The organism is Siansivirga zeaxanthinifaciens CC-SAMT-1, from assembly GCF_000941055.1.
Classification (GTDB): domain Bacteria; phylum Bacteroidota; class Bacteroidia; order Flavobacteriales; family Flavobacteriaceae; genus Siansivirga; species Siansivirga zeaxanthinifaciens.
On the sequence record NZ_CP007202.1, the window covers coordinates 997,878 to 1,023,086 of the forward strand.

Sequence of the window (25,209 nt, forward strand, 5' to 3'; positions counted from 1 at the left end):
ATGATGGCAAATTTAATCAATTTATTGGGATTTGCGTTAAGGATTGCAGCGGCATCCTTTTTACTTTTTTGTAAAAAGATATAGCGGAAAGCCTGACTTTTTGTTTTTCTCAAAAAGTAACGCCCAAAAACTAATCTATATATTTCGTTTCTACGAAATAGTTAACAATGGCTTCTTTCATTAAAACACTTTGTTCGCCTGCCTTTAGGTTAGGCAACTGCGCTTTTACTTTGTAATGAGGCCATTTATCTTCATCGTAAAAATCAAATTCGTAGTATCCGTAGGGCTCTAACAGCCTACAAATTGCAATATGCATTAAATCTAATTTGTGATCTTTTTTGAATTGTAAATGTGGCTGACCGAGTTCCTGCACGCCAATGAGGTAAATTATAGCATCTAAATCGAGGGTGTCACCATCGGCAAATTGATTTGATATTTTTTCTACCAATAAATCCCAGCGTTTTTTTAATTCTTCGTCTCTTGCCATTTGCTTTTTTTGAAAATGAATTTCCAGTTATTTTAAAGTCGCAAAGTTAACTTATATTTGATAAATTTTAGTTTTATATGAGTGTTATTGATATTGTTTTAGCTTCGGTTTTGCTTTTTGGATTAATTCGTGGTTTTATGAAAGGCCTTTTTGTTGAAGTAGCATCGCTGGTAGCTTTAATAGCTGGTGTTTATGGAGCGATTCATTTTAGCGATTTTGCTGCTACGTACTTAACAGACAAAACCGAATGGAACGAAAAAACCATTAACATTACGGCCTTTGCTATTACTTTTGTAGTGATTATTCTGGCCATTAGCCTGGCGGGTAAAGCCCTAACAAAACTAGCCGATTTTGCTGCTCTTGGCATTATTAATAAACTCGCTGGGGCTGTGTTTGGGGCTTTAAAATTGGGACTTATTTTAAGCGTTATTTTAATTGTTTTTGATAGTTTAAATAACAGTTTGCCTTTTGCAAATGAAGACGATATTAATGATTCTGTACTTTACCAACCTGTAAAGGGATTAGTGCCAACCATTTTTCCTAATATTTTAAATAAAAAGGAAAATTTAGAGGATGACAAGACACCCGAAACCGCTGAAACAAAAAAGCCACTTTAAAAGTGGCTTGTAATTGTTAATCGAGATGATATATTTCTCTAATTGTATCTAAAATACGTTCGAAATCTATTTTTAAATCGATGAGTTTACCGGTATGAATATCGAAAACCCAGCCATGAACAGTTAAACCCCGATCTCTGGAAGCCTTTTGTACGGCCGCCGTTTTAATGAGATTTACACATTGTTCCTGAACATTTAATTCTACCAATCGATCGTATTTTTTTTCTTCATTTTCGATGCTATTTAATTCCTGTTTATGGATACGATATACATCACGAATGTTACGTAACCATGGATTTAAAATTCCTAAATCTTCAGATTGCATAGCAGCCTTTACACCACCACAGGCATAATGTCCACATACAATAACATGATTTACTTTAAGGTGCACCACAGCATATTCTACAACCGACATCACATTTAAATCGGTTCCTGTAACCATATTGGCAATATTACGATGCACAAATACATCGCCTGGCCCCAGGCCCATAAGCTCTTCTGAAGTAACTCGACTGTCTGAGCAGCCAATAAATAATAATTCTGGATTTTGACCTTTGCCTAAATCTTCAAAGTAGTTTTGGTTTTCAGAAATCTTATCTTTAATCCATTTTTTATTATTCTCAAAAACGTGATCCAGATCCATATAGCTTAATTTATTAAGTAAATATAAGCTTAAAAATGTTAAAGTGCTTTAATATCTTTTGAAGAAATCCAACCCGTTTTACCGTCGGCTAATTTTATTTTTTTCCAGGTATTAATTGTATCAATAATTTGCACTTTGGTGCCTTCGTGAAGTATAAATGCTTGTTCGCTTCTAGAATTGGGCTCACTTTTTACAATGCTTTCTTGAGCAAAAACAATGGCAGGTTTATCTTTTTTGTAAACATTAAATTGATGAAATGCTAAAACCAGACTGCTTAACATCAAAGTTAAAGCAACAATACTCCCAATAAATGCTAAACGCTTTTTAATGGTAGTATACGAAAAATAATAAGCCAATATTAAAATAACAAAGCAAAACACAAAAGCTACAGCCGTTTTTGCCCAGCCATCGAAAGTCATAAGGTTGGTAATTTTACTGGTAATTTTTCCAAATCCAGAAACGGGTAAAACATCGATGGCATCAACCGTCATGTTTTTAGCAAAGGTTAAATTGTGCTTAATATCTTCGTCGTTTGGAGCTAACTGCAAAGCCTTTTCATAGTAATAAATACTTGGGGCTATGTTATTTAATTTATAATTGGCGTTTGCTAAATTAAAATATAATTCTGCCGAATGGTTTTTTGTTGCTAAAATAGCCTCATAATTATCAATAGCTTCGGCATACTTCCCTTGATTATACAAGGCATTTGCCTTTTCAAAAAGAGATTGGTTTTGAGCCATTACACCAAAACTTAACAATAACGATAGTATGTAAATTAACTTTTTCATCTTAACGTGCTTGTTTATCAATTAAAGAAATTGTTTTTGCTGCCTTTTCGTAATCGTCTTGCATGGTTACAATATCTATAGGCGTGTAACGAGCCAGTTCACAATTTTGTAGTATGCTGTTAAAATCTTTAATAACATCTAATTCTACTTGCTTTTCTGTAAGTAGCTCCTGTATTTTGTCTTTACTTAAATCGCTCGTTTCTATATGCAATTTGGCTTTTAAATAGTTGTGCAACGCTTTTTCAAGTGCAATGTAAAAGGCTTCTTTTTTACCCAAAGATTTCTTAGCGTGACCTAAATATTTCTTAGCTAATTTATCGGCTTTACGAATTCGGTTTCCATAAACATCGGCTTCTCTTGATGCTTTTTTATTTCTAATAAAAATGGCAACAGGAATTAATAAAAACGGTAATAACAACAAGCTCCAGAATAAATTCGTTTTGAAAAAACGTGAGTTTGCCATATTAAAAAACGTCGTGTCTGTTTTTATAAAAGCAAACTGGCTGTTGTTTAAAACCACAGGTTGTTTGCTAATTGCACTAGTGGTTGCAGGGTTTCCGTTAGCACTATTAACAGGCCCTTCTAAAACATCTATTATAATTTCTTCGGAATTTAATCGTTTATAGGTTTCGGTTTTTAAATCGAAATAAGAGAATGAAATGCTTGGCAGCGGGTATTTTCCTTTGTACTGAGGCACAACGGTGTAATTATCTGAAATATCGCCTTGCATTCCAGCTAAATTGGTTCTAACATTCTCGGTATGTTCTGGTTCGTAAACTTCTAAAGAACTTGGTAAAGTTACCTTAGGAAGTTTAAACAGTTTTAAATTTCCGTTTCCTCTTACACCTACTTTTAGTTGAAACGATTCGGTGGCGTCTAATTCTTTTTTAGATGTTGATACTTCGAAATTAAAATCGCCCACAGCTCCTGTAAAATCGGCTGGTTTACCTTCTTCTGGTAAAGGCTTAACATTTATGGTTTGATTTCCTGCCGAAACAACCTTGCTGGCACGCGTCATTAAAGGACTTCCAAAAATATCACGACGATTGGTTGGCACACGCAAAGCAATATCTAAACTAAGCGGTTCGATATTTAATTTGCCCGTTTTTTGTGGATATAAAACAACTTTTCTTAACACAAGGAATCGGTACTCTTCACCTTTAAACGTTCCGTTTTGAACTTTCTGCCCTTGCGTATCTATATTCTGACTCCAGAAATCGTTAAATCGTGGACTATCGATTTCGTTCCAATTGTCTACCGCTACGTTTGGCGATACATACAGCTTGTAAACAACCGTGATAGCCTCGTTTAAATACGGATTGGTTTTTGAAATTTCGGCAACCAAATGCACGTTTTCTGATGCTATATAATCGGGATTATTAGGGTCTTTAGGAATATCTACTGCCGCAGTAACCTCTATTTTTATAGGAATGGTTTTATAGGTTTCTCTATCTACAACTATTGAAGCCTGACCAATAGTAAAGGTGCCGCGGCTTTTTGGTGCTAAAAAGTAACTATATACTTTTTTAAAGGAACGCACACCATTAATCCATGAATTGCTTACCGATTGATTTGGGCCACCTACAACCACAAAATTCGCGAAGTCTGGCGGGTTAAAATTATCGCCGTCTTGATTCATTTCAAAATCGACACGTAAACGTTCGTTAACCCCTAATTTTTGTTTACTAACTTTCGCTTCAAACTTAACTTGTGCCATTAATAAACTGGCTGAAAGCATGAAAAAAAGTAATAATGTATTTTTAATAAGTTTCATAATAATGAATGAACAACTAATATCTATTTATAAAACTGAAATTAATAATTACCAATCTTTTTCAGTTTTCACTTTAACACCTTTTTGTTTTTCGGCATTCATTTTTTCTTGAACTTTCTGTTCTTGATTATTCATGGCCTCTAACAAGTTTTTTATTTGCTGAGGCGACATTTGTCCTGGCTTTGGCTGTGGCTTGGGTTGTTCTTTATCTTCTTTATCGCCTTTGCCTTTGTTATCTTTTTCGTCTTTAGGCTTGCCATCTTCATCTTTTTTATCGTCGCCTTCTTTTTTATCTTCTTTATCTTGGTCGCCTTGGTCTTTGTTATCTTTATTCTCGTCCTTGTTATCGTCGCCCTGTTTATCTTTATCTTTTTGATCTTGATTGTCTTTGTTGTCTTGATTTTTGTTGTCTTTGTTCTCGTCTTTATTCTGGTCTTGATCATCTTTTTGCTGCTCGGCACAAATTTTGGCCAGACCTAAATTATAACGGGTTTCTTCGTCTGTAGGATCGTTACGTAAAGCGTTTTTGTAAGCTTCAACAGCTTCTTTACATTTTTTATTCTGCATTAAAACATTTCCTATGTTATGAAATGCCTTATGTTTTTCAGATTTACTCGTTGCTGTTTTTGCCGCCTCTTCTAGACGATATATGGCCTCATCGAAGCTGCCTTTTTTAATATACGAATGTCCTAAATTATAAACTCCAGCCACCGATGTTGGCTGCTTTGACAGGGCTTCTCTGTAAGCCATTTCTGCCGAAACAAAGTCGTCTTCATCTATTAAACTGTTGCCTTTGTACACAAAAGCATTAGCCTTTTTTTCAGCTAATAATGCTTGTTTTTTAGCATCGTTATCTTGCGCAAAAATAAACGATGACCATAATGTTAAAACAATTATTAATGCGTTTTTCATGTGTTAATTTTTGTAATTCTAAGTTATAAAACCCAGTATTCTTGATAGTTAAAAATTTTATAAATTATTAAACTAACTGTTTTCGTTGAACAGATTAAGTTTTTTCAACCAAGCTGTTTTACGTTCTAACAAGAAAATATCTAAGAATAAAAAGAAAATACCCAGACCTAAAAACCACTGAAACTGGTCTTTAAAATCGGCAAATTGTTTGCTTTCGAATTCCTTTTTATCCATGCCGTTTAAAATTTCACGAATATTGTCTACTACTTCGTTCGTATTTCTTCCGTTTATGTAAACGCCATTAGCCTCGCTAGCTATATTTTTTAGTGTTTCTTCGTCTAACTTGGTGATAACCGTTTCGCCTTGGTTGTCTTTTTTATAGTTTATTACAACCCCGTTACGCTTTTCTGGAATTGGGCCACCTTTTACATCGCCAACGCCAATGGTTAAAATTCTAATGCCTTCTTCATTGGCTTGTTCTGCAACAGCAGAGGCTTCTTCACCGTGATCTTCACCATCGGATATTATAATTAAAACGCGGTTGGTTTGTTCTTCATCATCAAAATAGGTGGTCGCCAATTTAATAGCTTCATCTATGGCTGTACCTTGAGATGAAAGCATATCGGTATTCATACTTTGAAGAAACATTTTAGCAGAACCATAGTCTGTTGTTATTGGTAACTGCGGAAAAGCTTTTCCTGCATAAGCAATAATACCAACACGGTCGCTGGCTAAATTGTTTATTATTTGCGTAACTAACTGTTTGGCTTTTTCTAATCTGTTTGGAGCAATATCTTCTGCCAACATACTTTTAGACACATCGACTGCAAATACCACATCGACACCTTCACGCTTAACGGTTTCTAGCTTTGTACCTACTTTAGGATTTACCAAAGCAATAGACAAACAAGCAAAAGCTAAACACAGTATAATTATTTTTAAAACGGATTTAAAAAGGGATGTATTAGGACTTAAGCGTTTTAATAATTGTTTATCTGCAAACTTTTTTTGAGCGCGGTGTCTCCAGATTTGAAGCACCAAAAAGAGCACAATTATTACTGGAATAACCGCTAAAACCCAGAACCATATTTTTTCTTCTAATTGATACATTGTTATTAATTTGTATTTAGCAAAATGGCAGCATTTTAACCTGCTAACTCACTAATATGTCATTAAACAAAACTTCTAAAAACCGTATTGCGTAATAATAATTCTATAAGTAATAAAATACCAGCTAGAATAACTAAGGGGCGATACTTTTCGTCGTAATTATAGAATTTAAATTCTTCGACATCTGTTTTTTCGAGTTTATTTATTTCTTCGTAAATCTCTTCTAACTTTTTGTTATTGGTTGCTCTAAAATATTTTCCGCCAGTTACATTAGCAATTTCTTTAAGCAAAACTTCGTCTATTTCTACCTGAATTCGAGCATATTGAAAATCACCTGTACGCGGGTCGATAGCCACGGGAGACAAGGCCATTCCGTTTGTTCCTAAACCAATCGTATAAACTTTTATACCATATTCTACAGCTAATTCACTTGCTATTTTAGGGTCTATAAAACCAGAATTATTTACACCATCTGTAAGTAAAATAATAACTTTACTTTTTGCTTTGCTGTCTTTTAATCGGTTTACAGAAGTGGCTAAACCCATTCCAATAGCAGTACCTCCTTCTATAATATTGTTATATTTTATACTACTTAATGAACGTAAAACGATGGCTTTATCGCTTGTTATAGGTGTTTTGGTATAACTTTCGCCAGCATATTCTACCAAACCAATACGGTCGTTTGGTCTGCCTTTTATAAATTCTGAAGCTACTTTTTTTAAGGCCTCGAGCCTATTTGGCGACAAGTCTTTTGCTAGCATACTCGCCGAAACATCTATTGCCATAACAATATCGATACCTCGGGTTGTTTTTGTTTTGGTTGAAACATCGACACTTTGCGGTCTTGCCAAGGCTGTAATGAGCAATGCCAGGGCTAACAAACGCAAAATAAACAAGCCATGTTTTAACTTAGGCAACAACGAACTTGTTAACTTAAAACCTTTTAAGGTTGATATTTTTAATTCGGCTGTTTGCTTTTGATTTTTAAAAATATACCAAACTATGGCCAAAGGTAAGGCCAACAGTAACCAGAAAAATTCTTTATTTACAAACTCAACACCTTCAAACATTAGTTTTCTGCTTTTTTAAGTTCTACTGAATTTAATATGCGATCTACTATTTGGTCTGCATATTCATCATCTCTAGGATAGGTTAACATAATTTGTTGTAAAACATTTTCTGATGCAAACAATAACATAACATAATTGCCTTCCTGTTCACTTTTTGTAATTGGATTAGTAAATTTTAAACTACCGTAAGTTTTTAAACCTTCTGCTCCATTGGGTGTTAAAAATTTATCTCTTAAAACAACAATATCTTGGGCGCCTTGCGATTCAATAGTTTTAAGCATTTGCTCTGAAACCTGCTCAATATCTATTTTATTATCGCCCATATTTTTGTAGGCGGTTGTGTTTACCATAACGCTAAAGAAATCGAGCAAACTACCATACATAAAGGTTGTTTGTGTAACCTGTTGTTTCATAGCATCGGCTACAGGTAGCTCAACACGTTTTAGCACTTTTGGTGTGCTAATAGTTACTGGCGGTACCCCATAAGCACTGGTAACCCAATCGCTTTGTAAAAGTTCCATACTGTCATGGCCAATAATGGTATCTTTTACATAAGAAAAGCCATATTTGATACCAAACCCAACAAACGTTGCAAATAGAAGAACAATACTTAAAGCGACTGTTAAAATTACTTTATTACGTTTCTTTTTACGCTCTAATTCTTCACGATATTTTTCGTCGAGTAGTTTTTCTTCCTCGGTAGGCTCTGGTAGCGCCTCTTTAACGTGATCAATTTCTATGTCGATGGTATTTCTATCTAATTTTGCCAATTCAACATCGACGGCAGATTTTGCGAATTTCACTAAATCGGCACGTTTTAATATGCTTTCTAAGTTTCTAATATCTTCTTTACTAATATCAACCTGATTGGCTTCTTTTAGCATATTAAGTCTTTCAATAAGTTCATCGGTAGTGCTTTCCAGGGCTTTATCGTAAACTTTTTCGTCTAGATATTTTCTTATAATAAATGTAAGCTCTGAATAATATTCTTTAATTTCCTGATGCTCTAAATAATGACTTTCATCTAACTTTTTTAAAGCTAATTTAGCACGGTCGTAGGGCGGTAATAATGCAATTTGTTCGGCTTCGGTAAGTGGTTTTTTTCTCCAAATAAACCAATACATTAAAAAACCAACCACGCCAATTATTAAAAGTGTTATTAGCAAATATTTCCACCAATTGCTCGATGGTTTTTCTACTTCAATAATGGGTTTAATATCGTATAAACCTTGCTTTGTGGTATCTATTACCACATTATTTACCTCAACTTTTAACGAATCGGTAAAGAAGGTTTTATCGCCAATAATAATTTTTTGCCTTGGTATGGTATAGGCTCCAGAATCGAATTGTGTTAATCCGTATTTTTTTATAAGATTGAATTTATCTTGATTTTTTATAGTATCGATACTATAAGATTCAATCATTTCCAGAGGTGCAAAAGATTGCCCTTCGGGAAAAACAACCAAGTTATTAGCTTTGGTTTCTACTTCAATTTTATAGGTAATTTGCGCGCCTATTTTTATAGTTGTAGAATCGATAGAAGCTTTAACCTGAGCATTAGAAAACCATGAAAAAAGAACCAAGACAACCAACAAAAACATGCTTTTTCGCTGACTGTTTTGAAAATTAAAAATTCTAAAATCGTAATTCATAAATCGTTTATCCTCTCCTTTTAAAGTAACCCAACATTTTCTTAACGTAGCTTTCATCTACACGACAATCTATGGTTCCTGCGCCTGCTTTATTAAAGCTTTCCTTATAATAAGTTACCTTGTCTTGATAAAACTTACCATAATTTAATCTAACTTTTTTTGAACTCGTATTAACTAATAATAATTCGCCTGTTTCTTCATCTTGCATTTGCACCACACCCAAATTAGGAATTTCTTCTTCGCGTTTATCGTAAACCCGGATACCTGTAACATCGTGTTTTCCTGAAACAATTTTCATAGTTTGGTGGTAATCGTCTGCAATAAAATCGGAGAGTACAAATACAATTGCTTTCTTCTTCATTACATTTTGCATGAATTTTAAAGCATGAGCTAAATTGGTTTTTTTACTTTCTGGTTCGAACTCAATTAACTCACGTATAATGCGAAGCACATGCGAACGACCCTTTTTTGGTGGTATGTATAATTCTACCTTATCTGAAAATAAAATAAGTCCGATTTTATCGTTATTTTGTGTTGCCGAAAAGGCTAAAGTAGCAGCAATTTCGGTTACCACTTCGTTTTTAAATTGTTGGTTTGTACCAAACAATTCTGATCCCGAAACATCTACCATAAGCATCATGGTAAGTTCGCGTTCTTCTTCAAAAACTTTTACAAAAGGTTCGTTATAACGCGCAGTTACATTCCAATCTATGTTTCGAACATCGTCACCAAATTGGTATTGACGCACCTCACTAAAAGTCATACCACGCCCTTTAAAGGTAGAATGGTATTCGCCTCCAAAAATATGATCGGACAAACGACGTGTCTTAATCTCTATTTTTCGTACTTTTTTTAGTAATTCTTTAGTATCCATTGTTCAATTGTCTATTGATTTTTATTATTGATTAATTTTCATTTAATAATCAATGGTTAATTATCAATTGTCAATTTTAAGGTACTTCTATTTCGTTTACTATTTTATTAATGATATCTACCGAAGTTACTTTTTCGGCTTCTGCTTCGTAAGTAATACCAATTCTGTGTCTTAACACATCGTAAACAACGGCACGAACATCTTCTGGTATGACATAACCACGACGTTTAATAAAAGCATAACATTTTGCAGCCGTTGCTAAATTGATACTACCACGAGGTGAAGCACCAAATGAAATAAGTGGTTTTAAATCTGCCAACTTATATTTTTCTGGATAACGCGTAGCGAAAATAATATCTAGAATGTATTTTTCAATTTTCTCATCCATATACACATCGCGAACGGCTTTTTGTGCATTCAGGATTTGATCGACAGATACCACCGAGTTTACTTTATCCCAGGCGCCTTTTAAATTGGCACGCATAATTAATTGCTCTTCTGCAATTTTTGGATAATCGATAACTGTTTTTAACATGAAACGGTCTACCTGAGCTTCTGGTAACGGGTAAGTTCCTTCCTGCTCGACTGGGTTCATGGTTGCCATTACTAAAAATGGTTTGTCTAACTTAAAGGTTTCGTCGCCAATAGTAACTTGTTTTTCCTGCATGGCTTCAAGTAAAGCCGACTGTACTTTTGCCGGAGCACGATTCACCTCATCTGCAAGCACGAAGTTCGCGAAAATTGGCCCCTTTTTTATAGAGAAATCGTTCACCTTCATGTTGTATATTAGGGTACCTGTAACATCGGCAGGTAATAAATCTGGTGTGAACTGAATTCTGCTGAAACTTCCGTCTACAGCTTGAGCCAGTGTGTTAATGGCTAAAGTTTTTGCTAAACCAGGTACACCTTCTAACAATATATGCCCCTGACCTAACAAACCGATAAGTAAACGTTCTACCATATGCTTTTGCCCAACGATGACTTTGTTCATCTCTAGCATTAACAAATCAACAAAAGCACTTTCCTTTTCAATTTTTTCGTTAATTGTCTTAATATCAATAGTACCTGTATCTTCCATCATTATAGTAGTTTTTTAAAAGCCCGAATATAATACGCTTATTTGAGCAATGCAAATTGTTAAAATTTTTCTTTGAACCCTGTTAATAATTGGTTAAATGTTAAAATTTTGAATAGTTAATAATAGGTTAAATAAAAAAGAGCATCACATTTTGTGATACTCTTTGATTTATTGAGAAAAATTGATTTTTTATAAAGCTACTAAAGCAACTGGTGTTAGAACTGTTTCTAAGCCAGGTAAAACTTCTACTTCAATTGTTGCTGCTTCAAAATTTGCTACACTTATTGTTAAAGTATAGTTTCCTGGTGGAATGTTTTCAAATTCAAATTCACCACTGGCATTAGACATTACGGTTGCTTGAACCGTATCGGTGCCACTAATTTTAATTTCAGCAGTTACTTCAATATCATTGGTTACATCGCCACTAATAGAACCTGGTTTTAATTCTAAAGTTATTGGTGCATCTAACGTTTTAATACTTCCATTAGTTACTACAACACCTTCTAGGCTTGTCGATCCATAATCTGATGTTTCATCAAGAGGTGTAATGGTAATTTCGTAAGTTCCTGCTGGTACGCCCCATAATGCAAAATCGCCGTTTTCATCGGTGTAAGCAGAGATAATAAAATCATCTTCACTATCATCGTTATCCATATCGTCTACTAAAACAGAAACCATTACAGGTACATCTGATGGTGTAATGGTACCTTCAATAATACCAGAACTCACTTCTGCACTTACGTATAAAACAGGTTTTAAAATAATATTACCAGATGAACCTGCATTAACAATAGATTTTTCAACATCAAAATCTAAAACAAAATCATAAGTAAATCCTTCTTCAATTTCGGCATTAACTTTAAGTTTTAAACCCGATTGTTGAGCGCTAGGTGTTTTAAGATCGAATTCATTTTCGCCTGCTTCATTTTCAATAACAATGGTATTACCATCACCTAAAACCAAACGCATTTGACTTAATGTTCCTGCTGGAATAGGAAATCTGTCAACCAGCACTTTACTTAAACCGCCAGTAAAATCTAATAAATTAACAGTTTCGTTGTTGGCGTTTAATGAAATCCAACCGCTCTCGTCGTCGCTATCATCATTCATTTTAATCATAACATCAACTATGTTCACATTTACAGCTTTGTAGTCGCCAGGCGCATCTACAAGTCGAACAGATATGGTTGGAGCCGATTTATCAATACCATCGGAATCTGAGTTGTTACAAGAAAAAATAAAGGCTAATAAAAAAAGAGGTAAGATTAATTTCAATTTCATAAATGTTTTCATAAATAATCTGTTTTTAGTTATTGTGTATGATGCATATACGTTCGCAAACATTGTTTTAGATTATTTTATGCCTGTTTTTTTTAATATTTCTTATTTAAAACAGCTTAAAAGCCCCATAAAATCAAACAAAATTTACAATTATCAATCAAAAGAAAAATATTAAATGAGATTTAAGTATTTTTATAAATGAATTAGAAAAAATAGCCTTAATCTTAAAAAAAATGACAAAAACCGCGCTTATTACAGGAGCAACTAGTGGCATTGGACGCGCAACGGCTTGCGAGTTTGCAAAATATGGTATTAAATTAATTTTATGCGGAAGACGTATAGAACGATTAAAAAGCATTCAAGAAGCCTTAAGCAAACTTACCGATGTCCATATTTTAAATTTTGATGTTCGCGATAAAACCGAAACATTTAATGCCATAGAATCGCTTCCAGCCGATTTTAAAAATATTGATATTTTAGTAAATAATGCGGGTAATGCCCATGGTTTAGACTCTATAGACCAAGGAAGCACAGACGACTGGGATGCCATGATGGATATTAACGTAAAAGGGTTGCTTTACGTTAGCAAGGCTATTATACCCCAAATGACCGAGCGTAAATCGGGGCATATTATAAACATTGGCTCATCTGCAGGGAAAGAAGTGTATGCTAAAGGCAATGTTTATTGTGCCAGTAAACATGCAGTTTTAGCGATTACCGAAGGCATGCGCATCGATTTAAATCCGTTTAACATTAAGGTAAGTTCTATTAATCCTGGCTTAGTAGAAACCGAGTTTTCTCAAGTTAGATTTAAGGGAAACGCTATTGCCAATAATGTTTACAAAGGGTTTGATGCCTTACAAGCCGAAGATATTGCTGAAATAATTTATTTTGTAGTTTCACGCCCCAAGCACGTAAATATTGCCGATTTACTTGTATTTCCTAGCGCACAAGCCAATAGTAGTATTGTGAAAAAAGAATTTTAACCTACACCGTTCCTGCTAGATTGGGAACCAAAGCTTATGATTAACAAACGCCTCCTTATTAAACATTTGCTTGCGCATAACGACGAAAACAGTTTTTATGATAAAAAACGCAAAATAGACATTGGTTTAAAAGAAGGCAAAGCCAAATTTTTAAAACATATTTGCGCGCTTTCAAACAGCAATCCAAAAAACAATTCGTACATCGTTATAGGGGTTGAAGATGGAGACAACAACATTGTAGGCGTCGATTTTTTCGACGATAGTAAAATACAAAATCTAATTAATGCCTATTTAAGCAACCCGCCTATAGTACAATACGAAAACATTCCATTTCCGCATTTGCCAGACCATAAAGTGGTTGGTTTAGTTACCATAAGACCAAAAGAAGGTCTTACATCGCTTAGAAAAAATATCTGGAAATATTATGGTGGTTCTGTGTTTTTTAGAGATGGAAGTATGAGCATGCCTAAAGTATTCGACATTAAAATTGAAGATGTTAATTCGGCCATAGTGGCATCTATTGAAAGTAATGCACAAAACAACATTGAACACACCCTAAATGGTGTTTTCGATTTTATGAATAAACGAAAAGATTACCATCCGCAGTACAAAGTTTTTAAAGAGTATTTTGTAATGTGTTGGGCTGGTCAAAAAAAGGTTGTTAAAGATGAAATTTTTTATTCTCGCGTCGATATTGAACTTATTAATGAACAAGTGCGTTTATTTTTCTCTGCTTTAGATGAAGTAGCGCTTTTTATTGATAACGATAGTTTTAAAATTATTGAATACGTTAATTTAGGGTTTCAAAATTTCAACAAATATTATCAATTAGAAGAAACCGTCATTACTTTTGAAGATAACGGCAATTACAACATAAAAACAAAGCTTCTTTTTGAAGCTCCCGAATATGATAAAAAGATTTTACACCATGTTTACAACGCCAATAACAGCATTCTGGAGAAACTAAAAAAAGGACTTACACTAACAAAAACCGAAACCGAAGACCTAAAAAACCTACCTGTTACTTACCTTATTTGCTATTTGAATTTGTTTCATGAAGCCATTGATAAATTACACGAAGCAAAACCTTATTTAAAATCGTATAGTGATGAATTGTACCATCTCTATAAAGAATCTGTTAGAGTATTAAGAAAAATAAAATACAGTTAGAACCAATAATTTAATATTAAGTTAATACAAAAAAATTTAAAATTATGGTTTTATTAAATAGGTTTGTAATGCTATTAATAACCTTATTATAACCTTACTCTATGGTGTTTTACGCACCAGAGTAAGGTTTTTTATAAGTCAAATTTTATGCCTTGAGCTAAAGGTAGTTTTGTTGTGTAGTTTATGGTATTTGTTTGTCTGCGCATATAAACTTTCCAAGCATCAGAACCAGATTCACGGCCGCCACCAGTTTCCTTTTCGCCACCAAAAGCACCACCAATTTCTGCTCCAGACGTTCCAATATTAACATTAGCAATACCACAATCAGACCCTTGAACCGACAAAAAATATTCGGCTTCACGTAAATTGTTGGTCATAATCGCAGAACTCAATCCTTGAGCTACATTATTTTGAATTTCAACAGCATTTTCAACAGCACCCGAATATTTTAATAAATATAAAACTGGTGCAAAGGTTTCTTGTTGAACAATTTTAAAGTTAGGACTCGCTTCGGCAATAGCTGGCTTAACATAGCATCCACTTTCGTAGCCTTCACCCGAAAGCACGCCGCCTTCAACAACAAGCTTACCGCCTTCTTCCACTACTTTTTGTAAAGCATTGTTATAACTTTTAACAGCATCGGTATCTATTAAAGGTCCAACATGATTATTTTCATCTAACGGATTACCAATGCGCAATTGTTTATAAGCTTCTACCAAAGCTGTTTTTACCTTATCGTAAATACTTTCGTGAATGATTAATCGACGGGTACTTGTACAACGTTGTCCAGCAGTACCAACAGCACCAAAAACGGCTCCAATGACCGTCATTTTTATATCGGCATCGGGGGTTACAATAATCGCATTGTTTCCTCCAAGTTCTAACAGTGTTTTACCTAAACGGCCTGCCACTTCTTTGGCAACAATTTTCCCCATGCGGGTAGAACCCGTTGCCGATATTAAAGGTATTTGCGTGTCTTTGGTTAAAAATTCTCCTACGCTATAATCGCCGTTTATTAAACAAGAAATGCCTTCTGGCAACTGGTTTGCTTTGAAAACCTGAGCGGCAAGATTTTGACAGGCAATCCCGCAAAGCGGTGCTTTCTCGCTGGGTTTCCAGATACAAACATCGCCGCAAATCCATGCCAAGGCCGTGTTCCATGACCAAACAGCTACAGGAAAGTTAAAAGCAGAAATAATACCAACAACACCCAAAGGATGATACTGCTCGTACATACGGTGGCCTGGGCGTTCGCTGTGCATGGTTAATCCATGAAGTTGGCGCGATAAACCAACGGCAAAATCGCAAATATCAATCATTTCTTGTACCTCACCCAAGCCCTCTTGCAAGCTTTTACCCATTTCGTATGAAACCAGTGTGCCCAGGGCTTGTTTATTTTCTCTTAATTTATCTGCAAACTGGCGCACAATGTCTCCACGCTGTGGTGCAGGCGTTGTTCGCCATACTTTAAATGCCGAAGTAGCCGTTTTTATAACCTTTTGGTAATCGTCTTTAGAAGTAGATTTTACTTTTGCTATAAGTTGGCCATCAACAGGCGAAAACGACTCTATAATTTCACCGCTTGCAAAGATATTATTGCCTGTTGAAGTGCCTTCATTTATTTCACTTATACCTAAATCGTTTAAAATTTGTTTCATTTGAAAAGTTTCTGAAATTACACTCATGTTTAAAAAATTTAAGTTTTAATGAAAAATTAAATAGCTCTTTTATTATTTACCTCAAAGAAAATCCTTTTGCAGCCCACCATGGATGAATTTCAACTTCTAATCGGCCTGCTTTAACCATAGGGTCTGCTTTTGCTAAACTATCTGCCATTTTTAAAGTAGGTACGTTGTAAATGGTTACGCCTCTTAAGTTTCCGTTATCTCCAAAAGGTCCCGAAATATCGGCATAACCCAATTGGTACATTTTGCTTAAGTGGTTTAAATGGGCTTGTTGTAAAAGTTCAGCCTCCTCTTCATTTTGAGAGCGAATGGGTCCGCTTTTTAAAAGAACCATAAAATACTGTTGCATTAAAATTGTATCCTGTGTCTCTTCCTCAATAAAGTTAAAGGTTTTAAATCCTTTATTTTCTAGCTCGGCCTTAATTTCACTATTCGATTTTTTAATAGGCTCATTAGTCATTTGCACTTCAAAAGAATCTGTAATAACCTCTTCAATTTCAGACGTATTTGCATCTGTAGAAGATTTTGCATCGTCTTTACAGGCAACTAAAACAAGCGTTGTTATAAAAATACTGGCTATTAATTTTATTTTTTCCATAATTTAAATGGTTGTTTACTAAGTTGTGAATTATAATATTTTATGTTGCCGGTAACCTCTTCTCCTAGCCAACTAGGTTTTAAAAAAGTGTCGTTTTCATTTTCAAGTTCAATTTCGGCTATAATTAAACCTTCATTATCACCGTAAAATTCATCAATTTCAAAAATAAGATTATCTATTTTTACCTCGTAACGTGTTTTATCGATAACGCCGGGTTCACAAATTTTTAAAAGCATTTCGGCTTCCTCTGTGCTTATTTCCTTTTCCCATTCAAAGCGCGATAAACCATTGGAAGTAGATAGGCCTTTTACTGTTAAAAATCCTTGATTTCCTTTAATTCTTACTCTTACCGTTCGTTCTTTATGTGTATTTAAAAATCCTTGAATTATTCGTGTGTGATTAAAAGCCTTTGTTTTATAATCATTAGAAACTACTAAAAATTTACGTTCAATTTCTATCATTGGATTACTTTCTCTAATTTTAATTTACAAGCAATTTCGAAATGTAAAGAAGCCATCTCAAAATGGCATTTAATGCATAAATTTACAGTATGTTTAGCGATTTACCAATACGAAAGATAATTCATGTAGATATGGATGCATTTTATGCGTCTGTAGCGCAATTGGACCATCCAGAACTTATTGGAAAAGCTATTGCTGTTGGTGGCAGCGAAAAAAGAGGTGTTATAAGTGCTGCTAGTTACGAAGCCAGAAAATTTGGTGTTAAAAGTGCCATGTCTGGAAGTTTAGCCGCCAAACTTTGTCCGGAACTTATTTTTGTTAAGCCCGATTTTGAACGGTATAAAGAAATCTCTAACAAAATAAGACGAATTTTTTACGATTATACCGATTTGGTTGAACCGCTTTCTCTAGATGAAGCTTATTTAGATGTTACAACGAATAAAAAAGGAAACCCGAGCGCCTCGCTTATTGCCCAGGAAATTAGAGACCGCATTTATAATGAGGTTGGTTTGAGAGCATCGGCTGGAATTTCAATTAATAAATTTATTGCAAAAGTTGCCAGCGATTTTAATAAGCCTAACGGACAAAAAACGGTTAATCCAGAAGAAGTTATTCCGTTTTTAGAACAAATTGATATTAGAAAATTTTATGGTGTTGGTAAAGTAACGGCAGAAAAAATGTATCAGTTAGGAATTTTTACCGGAAAAGATTTAAAACTAAAATCTGTTGAATATTTAGAAAATCATTTTGGTAAATCTGGCAAATACTACTATCAAGTTGTAAGAGGAATACATAACAGCGAAGTAAAGCCCAACAGAATAAGAAAAAGTTTGGCAGCCGAGCGCACGTTTAGTGAAAATTTATCTTCGGAAATTTTTATGCTCGAAAAATTAAATCGTATTGCCGAAGAAGTTTCTAAGAGATTATTAAAAAGTAACGTTTCGGGTAAAACAATAACATTAAAAATAAAATACAGCGACTTTACTTTACAAACAAGAAGCAAAACACTGCCTTACTTTATTAATGATAAGTCGTTAATTTTAGAAACCGCTAAAGAACTTCTCTACCAAGACAAATTAAATAATTCGGTGAGATTATTAGGCATTTCCATGTCGAGTTTAAACACCGAACACAAAAATAAAGTGGAACACAAACCCATAAGTGTTCAATTAAAATTTGAATTTTAAGCATAAAAAAAGCGCTAATAAATAGCGCTTTTTTTAAATATTTTGAACGAATTTTAGTCGTTTACAATTTCTCTTACTCGAAGCGTATTAACCATACCTTTTTCGGCAATTGGCATAGATGCTAAACTTATAACCATATCGCCTTTAGATACAAAGCCATGTTTTTTAGCAATTTTATTAATATCGCCAACCGTTTGATCTGTAGATACAAAACTATCGTAATAGAAAGCCTTAACTCCCCAAAGTAAACTTAGCTGTGTTAAAATACGTTTGTTTGAAGTAAATACTAAAATATAACAAGAAGGTCTCCAAGCCGAAATTTGAAAAGCCGTATAACCACTGTTTGTAAGTGTTGAAATTGCTTTAGCGTTAATTTCGTTTGCCATATTGGCGGCATGAAAACAAATCGATTTTGTAATGTAGCGATTGGTACGAATATGCGGTGGCATTTGTGGCACTTTAATAAGTGGCGAATCTTCAACACTTTTTAAAATATTTGCCATTTGTCTTATAACCTGAACTGGATACTCTCCAACCGATGTTTCACCAGAAAGCATTACAGCATCGGCACCATCCATAACAGAGTTTGCAACGTCGTTTACCTCGGCTCTTGTTGGTGTTAAGCTAGAAATCATAGTCTCCATCATTTGGGTTGCTATAATTACAGGAATTCGTGCTTTTTTAGCTCTTAACACTAATTGTTTTTGAATTAATGGCACTTCTTCTGCAGGAACTTCAACACCTAGATCTCCACGAGCAACCATGATACCGTCGCAATGAGAAACAATACTATCTATATTTTTAACCGCTTCTGGTTTCTCAATTTTAGCAATAATTGGAATTTTGTGGTCGCAATGTTTCTCGATTAATTCGCGTAATTGCATTAAATCTTCAGCATGACGAACGAATGATAATGCTATCCAATCGACATCTTGTTTGATAGCGAAAATAGCATCTTCAATATCTTTTTCGGTTAATGCAGGTTGAGAAATATTTGTGTTAGGTAGATTTACACCTTTTTTAGATTTTAATGGTCCTCCTTGAATAACTTTGGTTTTTACCTCAGATTTTCCATCGGTTGAAACAACTTCAAAAATTAATTTTCCATCGTCTAAAAGCACGCGTTCTCCTGGTTTTGCATCTTGAGGAAAACTTTTATAAGTCATGTAAACACGCTCTTTAGTTCCTTCAAAACGTTCTCCAGTTGCAAAAATAATTTCGTCGCCAGGATTTACAACAACTTCATCTTTCATAACTCCAACACGAAGTTTTGGCCCTTGTAAATCGGCTAAAATTGCAGCATTAAAACCAAATTCTTCGTTTAAATCTCGAATCATTTGTATACGCTCTGCAACATCTTTATAATCGGCATGCGAGAAATTAATTCTAAATACATTTACGCCTTCTTCAAGCATTCCTTTTAATACTTCTTTTGTACTCGAAGCCGGTCCTAAGGTGGCTACTATTTTGGTTTTTTTTCTTAATGGCATTAGCTAAAAATTAAATTATCTTTTGATTTTAATAAGGCTGTATCAACACTAAAGGCTGTTACAACTTGTGGTATTTTTAAAATACTATCTAAAATATACTTTTCATTACCCGAATGATATTCATTTTCTATTTTTAAAAAATAGTTTACCGATTTATATTCTGGTATTAAATAGTTTGTTTTTATTATTTTTTCTTGTGTATCAAATAAAGACTTGAAATTAACTTCTTGTAGGATTTCGGTTTTACAAATATTACTTACTAAACTCCAAGTTGCCATGTGTTTACAATCTTCCCATTCGAAAATGGAATACATAGAATTAAAAACACTAAAATCTAAATCTGATGCTTTCCTAGCAAGGCGAATACCCAAATTTTTATTAAGAAGATATGCTAATCGATAATCTTTAATAGAACAATGAATTGCTATTAAAGTAAATGTAACCTCATCGAAAACATCTTCTAAAACAAGTTTGTGTACAGCCATAACTATATTAAACAATGTAAATATAGTATTTAAAATATACAGTTATAACAAGAAATTGTTAATCTTAAGAAGAAGTTAAACTAAAACGTTATAGTTAATTACTTTCTAATCAAAAATCTAAATCATTTTAGACATTTTATTCTGAAATACAAAAAAAGCACGTTTTGAAGCTTTTTCTTCTGCTTTCTTTTTTGAAGTGGCTCTTGCTTTGGCAACGACTTTATCGTCTATGGTTAGTTTCACCGAAAAATGCCTAACCTCATCATTACCTGTATCGTCGTATACATTGTAATTAAAGGTTTTCTTTTCTTTTTGGCACCATTCTATAAGTAAACTTTTATAACTTATAACTTTACCTTCGAGCGTTTCAATATCTACATATGGTATAATAACTCTATTGTAAATAAACTTTTCGCAATAGCTATAACCTCTATCTAAAAATATGGCGCCTACTAGAGCTTCAAATAAATTACCATGAATATTGTCTCCAAATTGTCCGGGAGGAATTTTACTCTCTACTAATTTAATGAGGTTTAATTCTTTTCCTAATTCATTTAAATGCTCTCGACTTACTACCTTAGATCGCATTTTGGTAAGGTAGCCCTCGTCTCCACTTGGAACTTCTAGGTATAAATGAGAAGCAATTACAGCACTTAACATGGCATCGCCTAAAAACTCTAATCGTTCATAATTAATAGCGTTTCCTTTGCTATCTCTTATATTCATAGAGCGATGTGTAAACGCTTTTTTGTAGTATTTTAATTCTTTAGGTTTAAATCCAAGAATGGTATGAATTTGCATAAAAAAATTCCCGTTGCGTTTAAAACGGGAATTTAATATGTTACGAATGTATCTCATTCGGGATTTAATCTAATTTCTTGAATAATACACAAGCGTTGTGACCGCCAAATCCAAATGTATTACTCATTGCTACTTTAATGTCGCGTTTTTGTGCCTTGTTTAAAGTTAAATTTAACTCAGGATCAATGTTTTCATCGACAGTAGTGTGGTTTATGGTTGGCGGTACAATACCGTTTTGCATAGCCAATATTACTGAGATGGCTTCAACAGCACCAGCAGCACCTAACAGGTGGCCAGTCATTGATTTTGTTGAGTTAATATTTATAGTTTTTGCATGACTTCCAAAAACTTCAGAAATTGCTTTTAGCTCTGCGACATCACCTAGCGGTGTCGATGTACCATGTGTATTAATATGGTCAACATCTTCTGGCTTGAGTCCAGCATTTTCTAAACAATTTTTCATTACAGCTATTACGCCATTACCGTCTGGATGTGGTGCCGTCATGTGGTAAGCATCAGATGATAACCCACCACCAACAAATTCTGCATAAATATTGGCGCCTCTAGCAACCGCATGCTCATATTCTTCTAAAACAAGTGCTCCTGCACCTTCTCCAAGCACGAAACCATCTCTTGTTTCATCAAAGGGACGAGAAGCTGTTTCTGGACTTTCGTTTCTAGTAGATAAAGCGTGCATCGCATTAAAACCACCCATTCCTGCAATAGTTACTGCTGCTTCACTTCCTCCGGTAATAACTACATCGCAATGCCCTAAACGAATCGAGTTTAAAGCATCAAACATAGCATTTGCCGAAGATGCACAAGCAGAAACTGTTGTGTAATTCGGACCCATAAAACCATATTTAATGGAAATATTACCCGGAGCAATATCGGCAATCATTTTAGGAATAAAGAACGGATTGAATTTTGGCGTACCATCACCGTTAGCAAAATTCAAAACTTCATTTTGAAAAGTTTCCAATCCTCCAATACCTGCACCCCATATAACACCTACTCGCAACTTGTTTACGGCATCTAAATCTAAATTCGCATCTAAGATAGCCTCATCTGCTGCTACCATAGCGTATTGCGTAAATCGATCCATTCTACCCGCAAGTTTTCGGTCTATAAAGTCTGTAGCATTAAAGTTTTTTAACTCACAAGCAAACTTGGTTTTAAACTTCTCGGTGTCAAAATAGGTTATAGGCGCAGCACCGCTTTTTCCACTTAATAAGGCTTCCCAATATTCATCTTTGGTATTCCCTATTGGTGTTAAAGCACCTAATCCTGTGACTACAACTCGCTTTAATTCCATAAAGTAATTGGGCTTATTTTGCTGCTTCTATGTATGATATAGCTTGACCAACTGTTGCGATGTTCTCTGCTTGGTCGTCTGGAATTTGAATATCGAATTCTTTTTCGAATTCCATGATTAATTCTACAGTATCTAAAGAGTCTGCTCCCAAATCGTTTGTGAAGCTAGCTTCAGTAACAACTTCGTTTTCATCAACTCCTAATTTGTCTACGATAATCGCTTTTACTCTTGATGCAATGTCTGACATAATCTTTTAATTTAAGGTTTTAATTAGTTGGCAAAAATAAAAAACTTTATTTTTAAAACACACGTTTACTATAAAAATGTGAACGTAATTTACTAAATAAGTTTTAAGTATTTAAAATTTACCTTCTAATTGTTAATAATTATTCTTTTTTTTGTTCGAAATAATCCTAACATTATAATCTGTAAAATGAAACGTATTGTAATTTTTGCGTCCGGAAGTGGTACTAATGCTGAAAATTTAATTAAGTTTTTTCAAAACAGTGATAATGCATCTGTTATTCAGGTGTTAACTAACAATCCTCATGCCAAAGTTTTAGACAGATGTAAAGTTCTTGGAGTAAGCGCGCTTTCATTTAATCGCGTTGCTTATTCAAAAACCAACGATGTCCTTAATATATTAAAAGCTTCTAAACCAGATTTAATAGTTTTAGCAGGATTCTTATGGAAGTTTCCAGAACATATATTAAACGAATTTCCTAATAAAGTTATAAATGTACACCCGGCGCTACTGCCTAAATTTGGAGGAAAAGGCATGTATGGCATACACGTTCATAACGCAGTTGTAGAAAATAAAGAAACTGAAACAGGTATTACCATACATTATGTAAACGAATTTTACGATGAAGGCGCCATTATTTTTCAAGCAAAATGCGAGGTTTTAAAAACAGATACTGCCGATGATGTTGCTGCTAAAATTCATGAATTAGAAATGGAACATTTCCCTAAGGTGGTTGAAAAATTATTATCGTAAGGAAATATTTAGAATTATAATTGAAAGGTTTTCGCTTTCGCGGAAATAAAAAAATGGCATCTAAGAAAAAAAAATATTACACCGTTTGGAAAGGCCATAAAACCGGCGTTTTTGAAAGTTGGAACGATTGCAAGGCCCAAATTAATAATTTTGAAGGCGCTCAATACAAATCGTTTGAAACTTTCGATGCTGCAAAACAAGCCCTTAAAGGCAATTATTTCGATTATATTGGCAAAAAAACCGAATTTAAAAGCGACTTATCTGCCTTACAACTCAAGAAAATAGGCTTACCAAATTACCATTCGATCTCGGTTGATGCTGCTTCTAGTGGAAACCCAGGAAAAATGGAATACCGCGGTGTAGATACTAAAACAAAAAAACAACTTTTTATTCAAGGCCCTTTTGAAGAAGGCACTAATAATATTGGTGAGTTTCTTGCCATTGTACATGGTTTGGCGCTTCTTAAAAAACATAATAGCGACAAACTTATTTACACAGACTCTAAAACTGCTATTAGTTGGGTAAAAAAGAAAACTTGCAATACCAAATTAGAACGTAATTCTAAAAACGAAAAGCTATTCGAGTTGATCGATAGAGCTGTTAATTGGCTAAAAACTAACACCTATACTACTGTAATTGTTAAATGGGAAACTAAAGCTTGGGGCGAAATTCCTGCAGATTTTGGTAGAAAATAAATTCGGTTTTTAGCAGTTAAAAGCCTTATATTTGCACAAAAATTATATCTCCTTTTATGGGTAAATTAGTAATAGTTGGCACCATGGCCTTTGATGCTATTGAGACGCCTTTTGGGAAAACCGACAAAATACTTGGAGGCGCAGCCACATACATTGGTTTATCTGCTTCTCATTTTAATATAGACTCTGCAGCTGTATCGGTTGTGGGTGGTGACTTTCCGCAAGCATATTTAGATTTTTTAAAAAACAATAATATTGACGTTTCTGGTGTAGAAATTATAAAAGATGGTAAAACATTTTTTTGGAGTGGTAAATACCACAACGACATGAATACAAGGGATACCTTGGCTACCGAATTAAATACCCTAGCCGATTTTAACCCTGTAGTTCCAGAAAATTATCGCGATGCCGACATCGTTATGTTAGGAAACTTACATCCTATCGTCCAATCTAGTGTTTTAAATCAAATGACTAAAAAACCAAAACTGGTAGTTTTAGATACTATGAATTTTTGGATGGATAGCGCCTTAGATGATTTACACAATGTGATAAAAAACGTAGATGTAATTACCATAAACGATGAAGAAGCTAGACAGCTAACCGGAGAATACTCTCTGGTAGTAGCTGCCAGAAAAATTCATACCATGGGACCTAAATATGTAATTATAAAAAAAGGAGAGCATGGTGCTTTGTTGTTTCATAATGAAAATGTTTTTTTTGCACCGGCTTTACCATTAGAAGAAGTTTTCGATCCAACTGGTGCGGGTGATACCTTTGCTGGAGGTTTTGTAGGTTATCTTGCAAAAACCGAAGACACTTCATTTGAGAATATGAAAAATGCTGTTATATACGGTTCGACCTTAGCATCGTTTTGTGTTGAAAAATTTGGCACCGAACGCATGCAGAATTTATCGAATCATGAAGTCCATAAACGACTTGAGCAGTTTAAGAAATTAACTCAATACAATATAAAACTAACATAATTTAACGCGCTCTTAAAAGGAGTGCGTTTTTAATTAAATAACATTATTGTTTCGTTGAAATTAAGAATTA

The 25,209-nt window shown here is 34.2% G+C and carries 26 protein-coding genes; 7 read left to right on the top strand and 19 right to left on the bottom strand.

Annotation, left to right across the window (positions count from 1 at the left end):
* Positions 1-130 precede the first annotated feature (130 nt).
* A complete protein-coding gene (locus AW14_RS04470) occupies positions 131-487 on the bottom strand; it encodes a hypothetical protein (protein WP_044637726.1) in 357 nt (118 codons plus the stop codon).
* Positions 488-564: 77 nt separating this feature from the next.
* Between AW14_RS04470 and AW14_RS04475 the strand changes: the two genes are divergently transcribed.
* A complete protein-coding gene (locus AW14_RS04475) occupies positions 565-1,104 on the top strand; it encodes a CvpA family protein (RefSeq protein WP_044637727.1) in 540 nt (179 codons plus the stop codon).
* Between the two features lie 16 nt (positions 1,105-1,120).
* Here AW14_RS04475 and AW14_RS04480 read toward each other — a convergent pair whose 3' ends face one another.
* The 10 genes from AW14_RS04480 to AW14_RS04525 all read right to left on the bottom strand — a co-directional run bounded on the left by AW14_RS04480 (position 1,121) and on the right by AW14_RS04525 (position 12,298).
* Positions 1,121-1,747: a carbonic anhydrase gene (locus AW14_RS04480; RefSeq protein ID WP_044637728.1), complete on the bottom strand. Its 627-nt coding sequence runs from the start codon at positions 1,745-1,747 to the stop codon at positions 1,121-1,123.
* 38 nt (positions 1,748-1,785) lie between these two features.
* The gene (locus AW14_RS04485) at positions 1,786-2,535 is read right to left on the bottom strand and encodes an SH3 domain-containing protein (RefSeq protein ID WP_044637729.1); all 750 of its coding nucleotides are present in this window, start codon (positions 2,533-2,535) and stop codon (positions 1,786-1,788) included.
* Between the two features lies 1 nt (position 2,536).
* A complete protein-coding gene (locus tag AW14_RS04490) occupies positions 2,537-4,309 on the bottom strand; it encodes a BatD family protein (RefSeq protein WP_044637730.1) in 1,773 nt (590 codons plus the stop codon).
* Between the two features lie 48 nt (positions 4,310-4,357).
* Positions 4,358-5,221: a tetratricopeptide repeat protein gene (locus AW14_RS04495; protein ID WP_044637731.1), complete on the bottom strand. Its 864-nt coding sequence runs from the start codon at positions 5,219-5,221 to the stop codon at positions 4,358-4,360.
* Between the two features lie 72 nt (positions 5,222-5,293).
* Positions 5,294-6,331 (bottom strand): vWA domain-containing protein, encoded by a 1,038-nt coding sequence (locus tag AW14_RS04500; RefSeq protein WP_044637732.1) that lies wholly within the window; start codon positions 6,329-6,331, stop codon positions 5,294-5,296.
* A 62-nt stretch (positions 6,332-6,393) separates the two neighbouring features.
* The gene (locus AW14_RS04505; protein ID WP_044637733.1) at positions 6,394-7,401 is read right to left on the bottom strand and encodes a vWA domain-containing protein; all 1,008 of its coding nucleotides are present in this window, start codon (positions 7,399-7,401) and stop codon (positions 6,394-6,396) included.
* Positions 7,401-9,053, bottom strand: a complete 1,653-nt coding sequence (locus AW14_RS04510) for a BatD family protein (RefSeq protein ID WP_044639487.1) — start codon at positions 9,051-9,053, stop codon at positions 7,401-7,403. Before AW14_RS04510 ends, AW14_RS04505 begins: the two co-directional genes overlap by 1 nt.
* Before the next feature lie 7 nt (positions 9,054-9,060).
* Complete coding sequence (locus tag AW14_RS04515) at positions 9,061-9,927, bottom strand: DUF58 domain-containing protein (protein ID WP_044637734.1); 867 nt, start codon at positions 9,925-9,927, stop codon at positions 9,061-9,063.
* Positions 9,928-10,003: 76 nt separating this feature from the next.
* Positions 10,004-11,005, bottom strand: coding sequence for an AAA family ATPase (locus tag AW14_RS04520; RefSeq protein ID WP_044637735.1), 1,002 nt, complete (start codon positions 11,003-11,005; stop codon positions 10,004-10,006).
* A gap of 189 nt (positions 11,006-11,194) precedes the next feature.
* Positions 11,195-12,298 carry a DUF4382 domain-containing protein gene (locus AW14_RS04525; protein WP_044637736.1) on the bottom strand — a complete coding sequence of 368 codons (1,104 nt, stop codon included), beginning with the start codon at positions 12,296-12,298 and terminating at the stop codon, positions 11,195-11,197.
* 221 nt (positions 12,299-12,519) lie between these two features.
* On the opposite strand from AW14_RS04525, the gene AW14_RS04535 reads away from it, so the two are divergent.
* Positions 12,520-13,272: an SDR family NAD(P)-dependent oxidoreductase gene (locus tag AW14_RS04535; protein ID WP_044637738.1), complete on the top strand. Its 753-nt coding sequence runs from the start codon at positions 12,520-12,522 to the stop codon at positions 13,270-13,272.
* 36 nt (positions 13,273-13,308) lie between these two features.
* Positions 13,309-14,442, top strand: coding sequence for an ATP-binding protein (locus AW14_RS04540; RefSeq protein ID WP_044637739.1), 1,134 nt, complete (start codon positions 13,309-13,311; stop codon positions 14,440-14,442).
* Positions 14,443-14,573: 131 nt separating this feature from the next.
* Here the strand turns inward: AW14_RS04540 and amaB are convergent, their stop codons facing one another.
* Genes amaB through AW14_RS04555 form a run of 3 tightly spaced genes read right to left on the bottom strand, consistent with a single transcriptional unit; the run spans position 14,574 to position 17,186 of the window.
* Positions 14,574-16,127 carry an L-piperidine-6-carboxylate dehydrogenase gene (gene amaB / locus AW14_RS04545; RefSeq protein ID WP_044637740.1) on the bottom strand — a complete coding sequence of 518 codons (1,554 nt, stop codon included), beginning with the start codon at positions 16,125-16,127 and terminating at the stop codon, positions 14,574-14,576.
* Positions 16,128-16,176: 49 nt separating this feature from the next.
* The gene (locus AW14_RS04550; RefSeq protein WP_044637741.1) at positions 16,177-16,725 is read right to left on the bottom strand and encodes a YciI family protein; all 549 of its coding nucleotides are present in this window, start codon (positions 16,723-16,725) and stop codon (positions 16,177-16,179) included.
* Positions 16,713-17,186: a CYTH domain-containing protein gene (locus AW14_RS04555; RefSeq protein WP_044637742.1), complete on the bottom strand. Its 474-nt coding sequence runs from the start codon at positions 17,184-17,186 to the stop codon at positions 16,713-16,715. The genes AW14_RS04550 and AW14_RS04555 overlap by 13 nt, the downstream gene beginning before the upstream one ends.
* An 89-nt stretch (positions 17,187-17,275) precedes the next feature.
* Here AW14_RS04555 and dinB point away from each other — a divergent pair, with 89 nt between their 5' ends.
* The gene (gene dinB, locus AW14_RS04560) at positions 17,276-18,373 is read left to right on the top strand and encodes a DNA polymerase IV (protein ID WP_044637743.1); all 1,098 of its coding nucleotides are present in this window, start codon (positions 17,276-17,278) and stop codon (positions 18,371-18,373) included.
* A 53-nt stretch (positions 18,374-18,426) separates the two neighbouring features.
* On the opposite strand, the gene pyk is transcribed toward dinB, so the two are convergent.
* The 5 genes from pyk to AW14_RS04585 all read right to left on the bottom strand — a co-directional run bounded on the left by pyk (position 18,427) and on the right by AW14_RS04585 (position 22,711).
* Positions 18,427-19,863 (bottom strand): pyruvate kinase, encoded by a 1,437-nt coding sequence (gene pyk / locus AW14_RS04565; RefSeq protein WP_044637744.1) that lies wholly within the window; start codon positions 19,861-19,863, stop codon positions 18,427-18,429.
* Positions 19,863-20,348 carry an IPExxxVDY family protein gene (locus AW14_RS04570; protein WP_044637745.1) on the bottom strand — a complete coding sequence of 162 codons (486 nt, stop codon included), beginning with the start codon at positions 20,346-20,348 and terminating at the stop codon, positions 19,863-19,865. The genes pyk and AW14_RS04570 overlap by 1 nt, the downstream gene beginning before the upstream one ends.
* Before the next feature lie 117 nt (positions 20,349-20,465).
* Positions 20,466-21,206, bottom strand: coding sequence for a ribonuclease III (gene rnc, locus AW14_RS04575; RefSeq protein WP_044637746.1), 741 nt, complete (start codon positions 21,204-21,206; stop codon positions 20,466-20,468).
* A 7-nt stretch (positions 21,207-21,213) separates the two neighbouring features.
* Positions 21,214-22,464 carry a beta-ketoacyl-ACP synthase II gene (fabF, locus tag AW14_RS04580; RefSeq protein WP_044637747.1) on the bottom strand — a complete coding sequence of 417 codons (1,251 nt, stop codon included), beginning with the start codon at positions 22,462-22,464 and terminating at the stop codon, positions 21,214-21,216.
* A 13-nt stretch (positions 22,465-22,477) separates the two neighbouring features.
* The gene (locus AW14_RS04585) at positions 22,478-22,711 is read right to left on the bottom strand and encodes an acyl carrier protein (protein WP_007647141.1); all 234 of its coding nucleotides are present in this window, start codon (positions 22,709-22,711) and stop codon (positions 22,478-22,480) included.
* 186 nt (positions 22,712-22,897) lie between these two features.
* Here AW14_RS04585 and purN point away from each other — a divergent pair, with 186 nt between their 5' ends.
* Genes purN through AW14_RS04600 form a run of 3 tightly spaced genes read left to right on the top strand, consistent with a single transcriptional unit; the run spans position 22,898 to position 25,139 of the window.
* Positions 22,898-23,461 carry a phosphoribosylglycinamide formyltransferase gene (purN, locus tag AW14_RS04590; protein ID WP_044637748.1) on the top strand — a complete coding sequence of 188 codons (564 nt, stop codon included), beginning with the start codon at positions 22,898-22,900 and terminating at the stop codon, positions 23,459-23,461.
* A 53-nt stretch (positions 23,462-23,514) separates the two neighbouring features.
* Positions 23,515-24,156 carry a ribonuclease H1 domain-containing protein gene (locus AW14_RS04595; protein ID WP_044639488.1) on the top strand — a complete coding sequence of 214 codons (642 nt, stop codon included), beginning with the start codon at positions 23,515-23,517 and terminating at the stop codon, positions 24,154-24,156.
* Positions 24,157-24,212: 56 nt separating this feature from the next.
* A complete protein-coding gene (locus AW14_RS04600; RefSeq protein WP_044637749.1) occupies positions 24,213-25,139 on the top strand; it encodes a PfkB family carbohydrate kinase in 927 nt (308 codons plus the stop codon).
* Positions 25,140-25,209: the final 70 nt, after the last annotated feature.

Bases quoted from the DNA above. Each gene is read 5' to 3' on its own strand.
- AW14_RS04470 (WP_044637726.1), bottom strand. From the start codon at position 487: ATGGCAAGAGACGAAGAATTAAAAAAACGCTGGGATTTATTGGTAGAA.
- AW14_RS04475 (WP_044637727.1), top strand. From the start codon at position 565: ATGAGTGTTATTGATATTGTTTTAGCTTCGGTTTTGCTTTTTGGATTA.
- AW14_RS04480 (WP_044637728.1), bottom strand. From the start codon at position 1,747: ATGGATCTGGATCACGTTTTTGAGAATAATAAAAAATGGATTAAAGAT.
- AW14_RS04485 (WP_044637729.1), bottom strand. From the start codon at position 2,535: ATGAAAAAGTTAATTTACATACTATCGTTATTGTTAAGTTTTGGTGTA.
- AW14_RS04490 (WP_044637730.1), bottom strand. From the start codon at position 4,309: ATGAAACTTATTAAAAATACATTATTACTTTTTTTCATGCTTTCAGCC.
- AW14_RS04495 (WP_044637731.1), bottom strand. From the start codon at position 5,221: ATGAAAAACGCATTAATAATTGTTTTAACATTATGGTCATCGTTTATT.
- AW14_RS04500 (WP_044637732.1), bottom strand. From the start codon at position 6,331: ATGTATCAATTAGAAGAAAAAATATGGTTCTGGGTTTTAGCGGTTATT.
- AW14_RS04505 (WP_044637733.1), bottom strand. From the start codon at position 7,401: ATGTTTGAAGGTGTTGAGTTTGTAAATAAAGAATTTTTCTGGTTACTG.
- AW14_RS04510 (WP_044639487.1), bottom strand. From the start codon at position 9,053: ATGAATTACGATTTTAGAATTTTTAATTTTCAAAACAGTCAGCGAAAA.
- AW14_RS04515 (WP_044637734.1), bottom strand. From the start codon at position 9,927: ATGGATACTAAAGAATTACTAAAAAAAGTACGAAAAATAGAGATTAAG.
- AW14_RS04520 (WP_044637735.1), bottom strand. From the start codon at position 11,005: ATGGAAGATACAGGTACTATTGATATTAAGACAATTAACGAAAAAATT.
- AW14_RS04525 (WP_044637736.1), bottom strand. From the start codon at position 12,298: ATGAAAACATTTATGAAATTGAAATTAATCTTACCTCTTTTTTTATTA.
- AW14_RS04535 (WP_044637738.1), top strand. From the start codon at position 12,520: ATGACAAAAACCGCGCTTATTACAGGAGCAACTAGTGGCATTGGACGC.
- AW14_RS04540 (WP_044637739.1), top strand. From the start codon at position 13,309: ATGATTAACAAACGCCTCCTTATTAAACATTTGCTTGCGCATAACGAC.
- amaB (WP_044637740.1), bottom strand. From the start codon at position 16,127: ATGAGTGTAATTTCAGAAACTTTTCAAATGAAACAAATTTTAAACGAT.
- AW14_RS04550 (WP_044637741.1), bottom strand. From the start codon at position 16,725: ATGGAAAAAATAAAATTAATAGCCAGTATTTTTATAACAACGCTTGTT.
- AW14_RS04555 (WP_044637742.1), bottom strand. From the start codon at position 17,186: ATGATAGAAATTGAACGTAAATTTTTAGTAGTTTCTAATGATTATAAA.
- dinB (WP_044637743.1), top strand. From the start codon at position 17,276: ATGTTTAGCGATTTACCAATACGAAAGATAATTCATGTAGATATGGAT.
- pyk (WP_044637744.1), bottom strand. From the start codon at position 19,863: ATGCCATTAAGAAAAAAAACCAAAATAGTAGCCACCTTAGGACCGGCT.
- AW14_RS04570 (WP_044637745.1), bottom strand. From the start codon at position 20,348: ATGGCTGTACACAAACTTGTTTTAGAAGATGTTTTCGATGAGGTTACA.
- rnc (WP_044637746.1), bottom strand. From the start codon at position 21,206: ATGAGATACATTCGTAACATATTAAATTCCCGTTTTAAACGCAACGGG.
- fabF (WP_044637747.1), bottom strand. From the start codon at position 22,464: ATGGAATTAAAGCGAGTTGTAGTCACAGGATTAGGTGCTTTAACACCA.
- AW14_RS04585 (WP_007647141.1), bottom strand. From the start codon at position 22,711: ATGTCAGACATTGCATCAAGAGTAAAAGCGATTATCGTAGACAAATTA.
- purN (WP_044637748.1), top strand. From the start codon at position 22,898: ATGAAACGTATTGTAATTTTTGCGTCCGGAAGTGGTACTAATGCTGAA.
- AW14_RS04595 (WP_044639488.1), top strand. From the start codon at position 23,515: ATGGCATCTAAGAAAAAAAAATATTACACCGTTTGGAAAGGCCATAAA.
- AW14_RS04600 (WP_044637749.1), top strand. From the start codon at position 24,213: ATGGGTAAATTAGTAATAGTTGGCACCATGGCCTTTGATGCTATTGAG.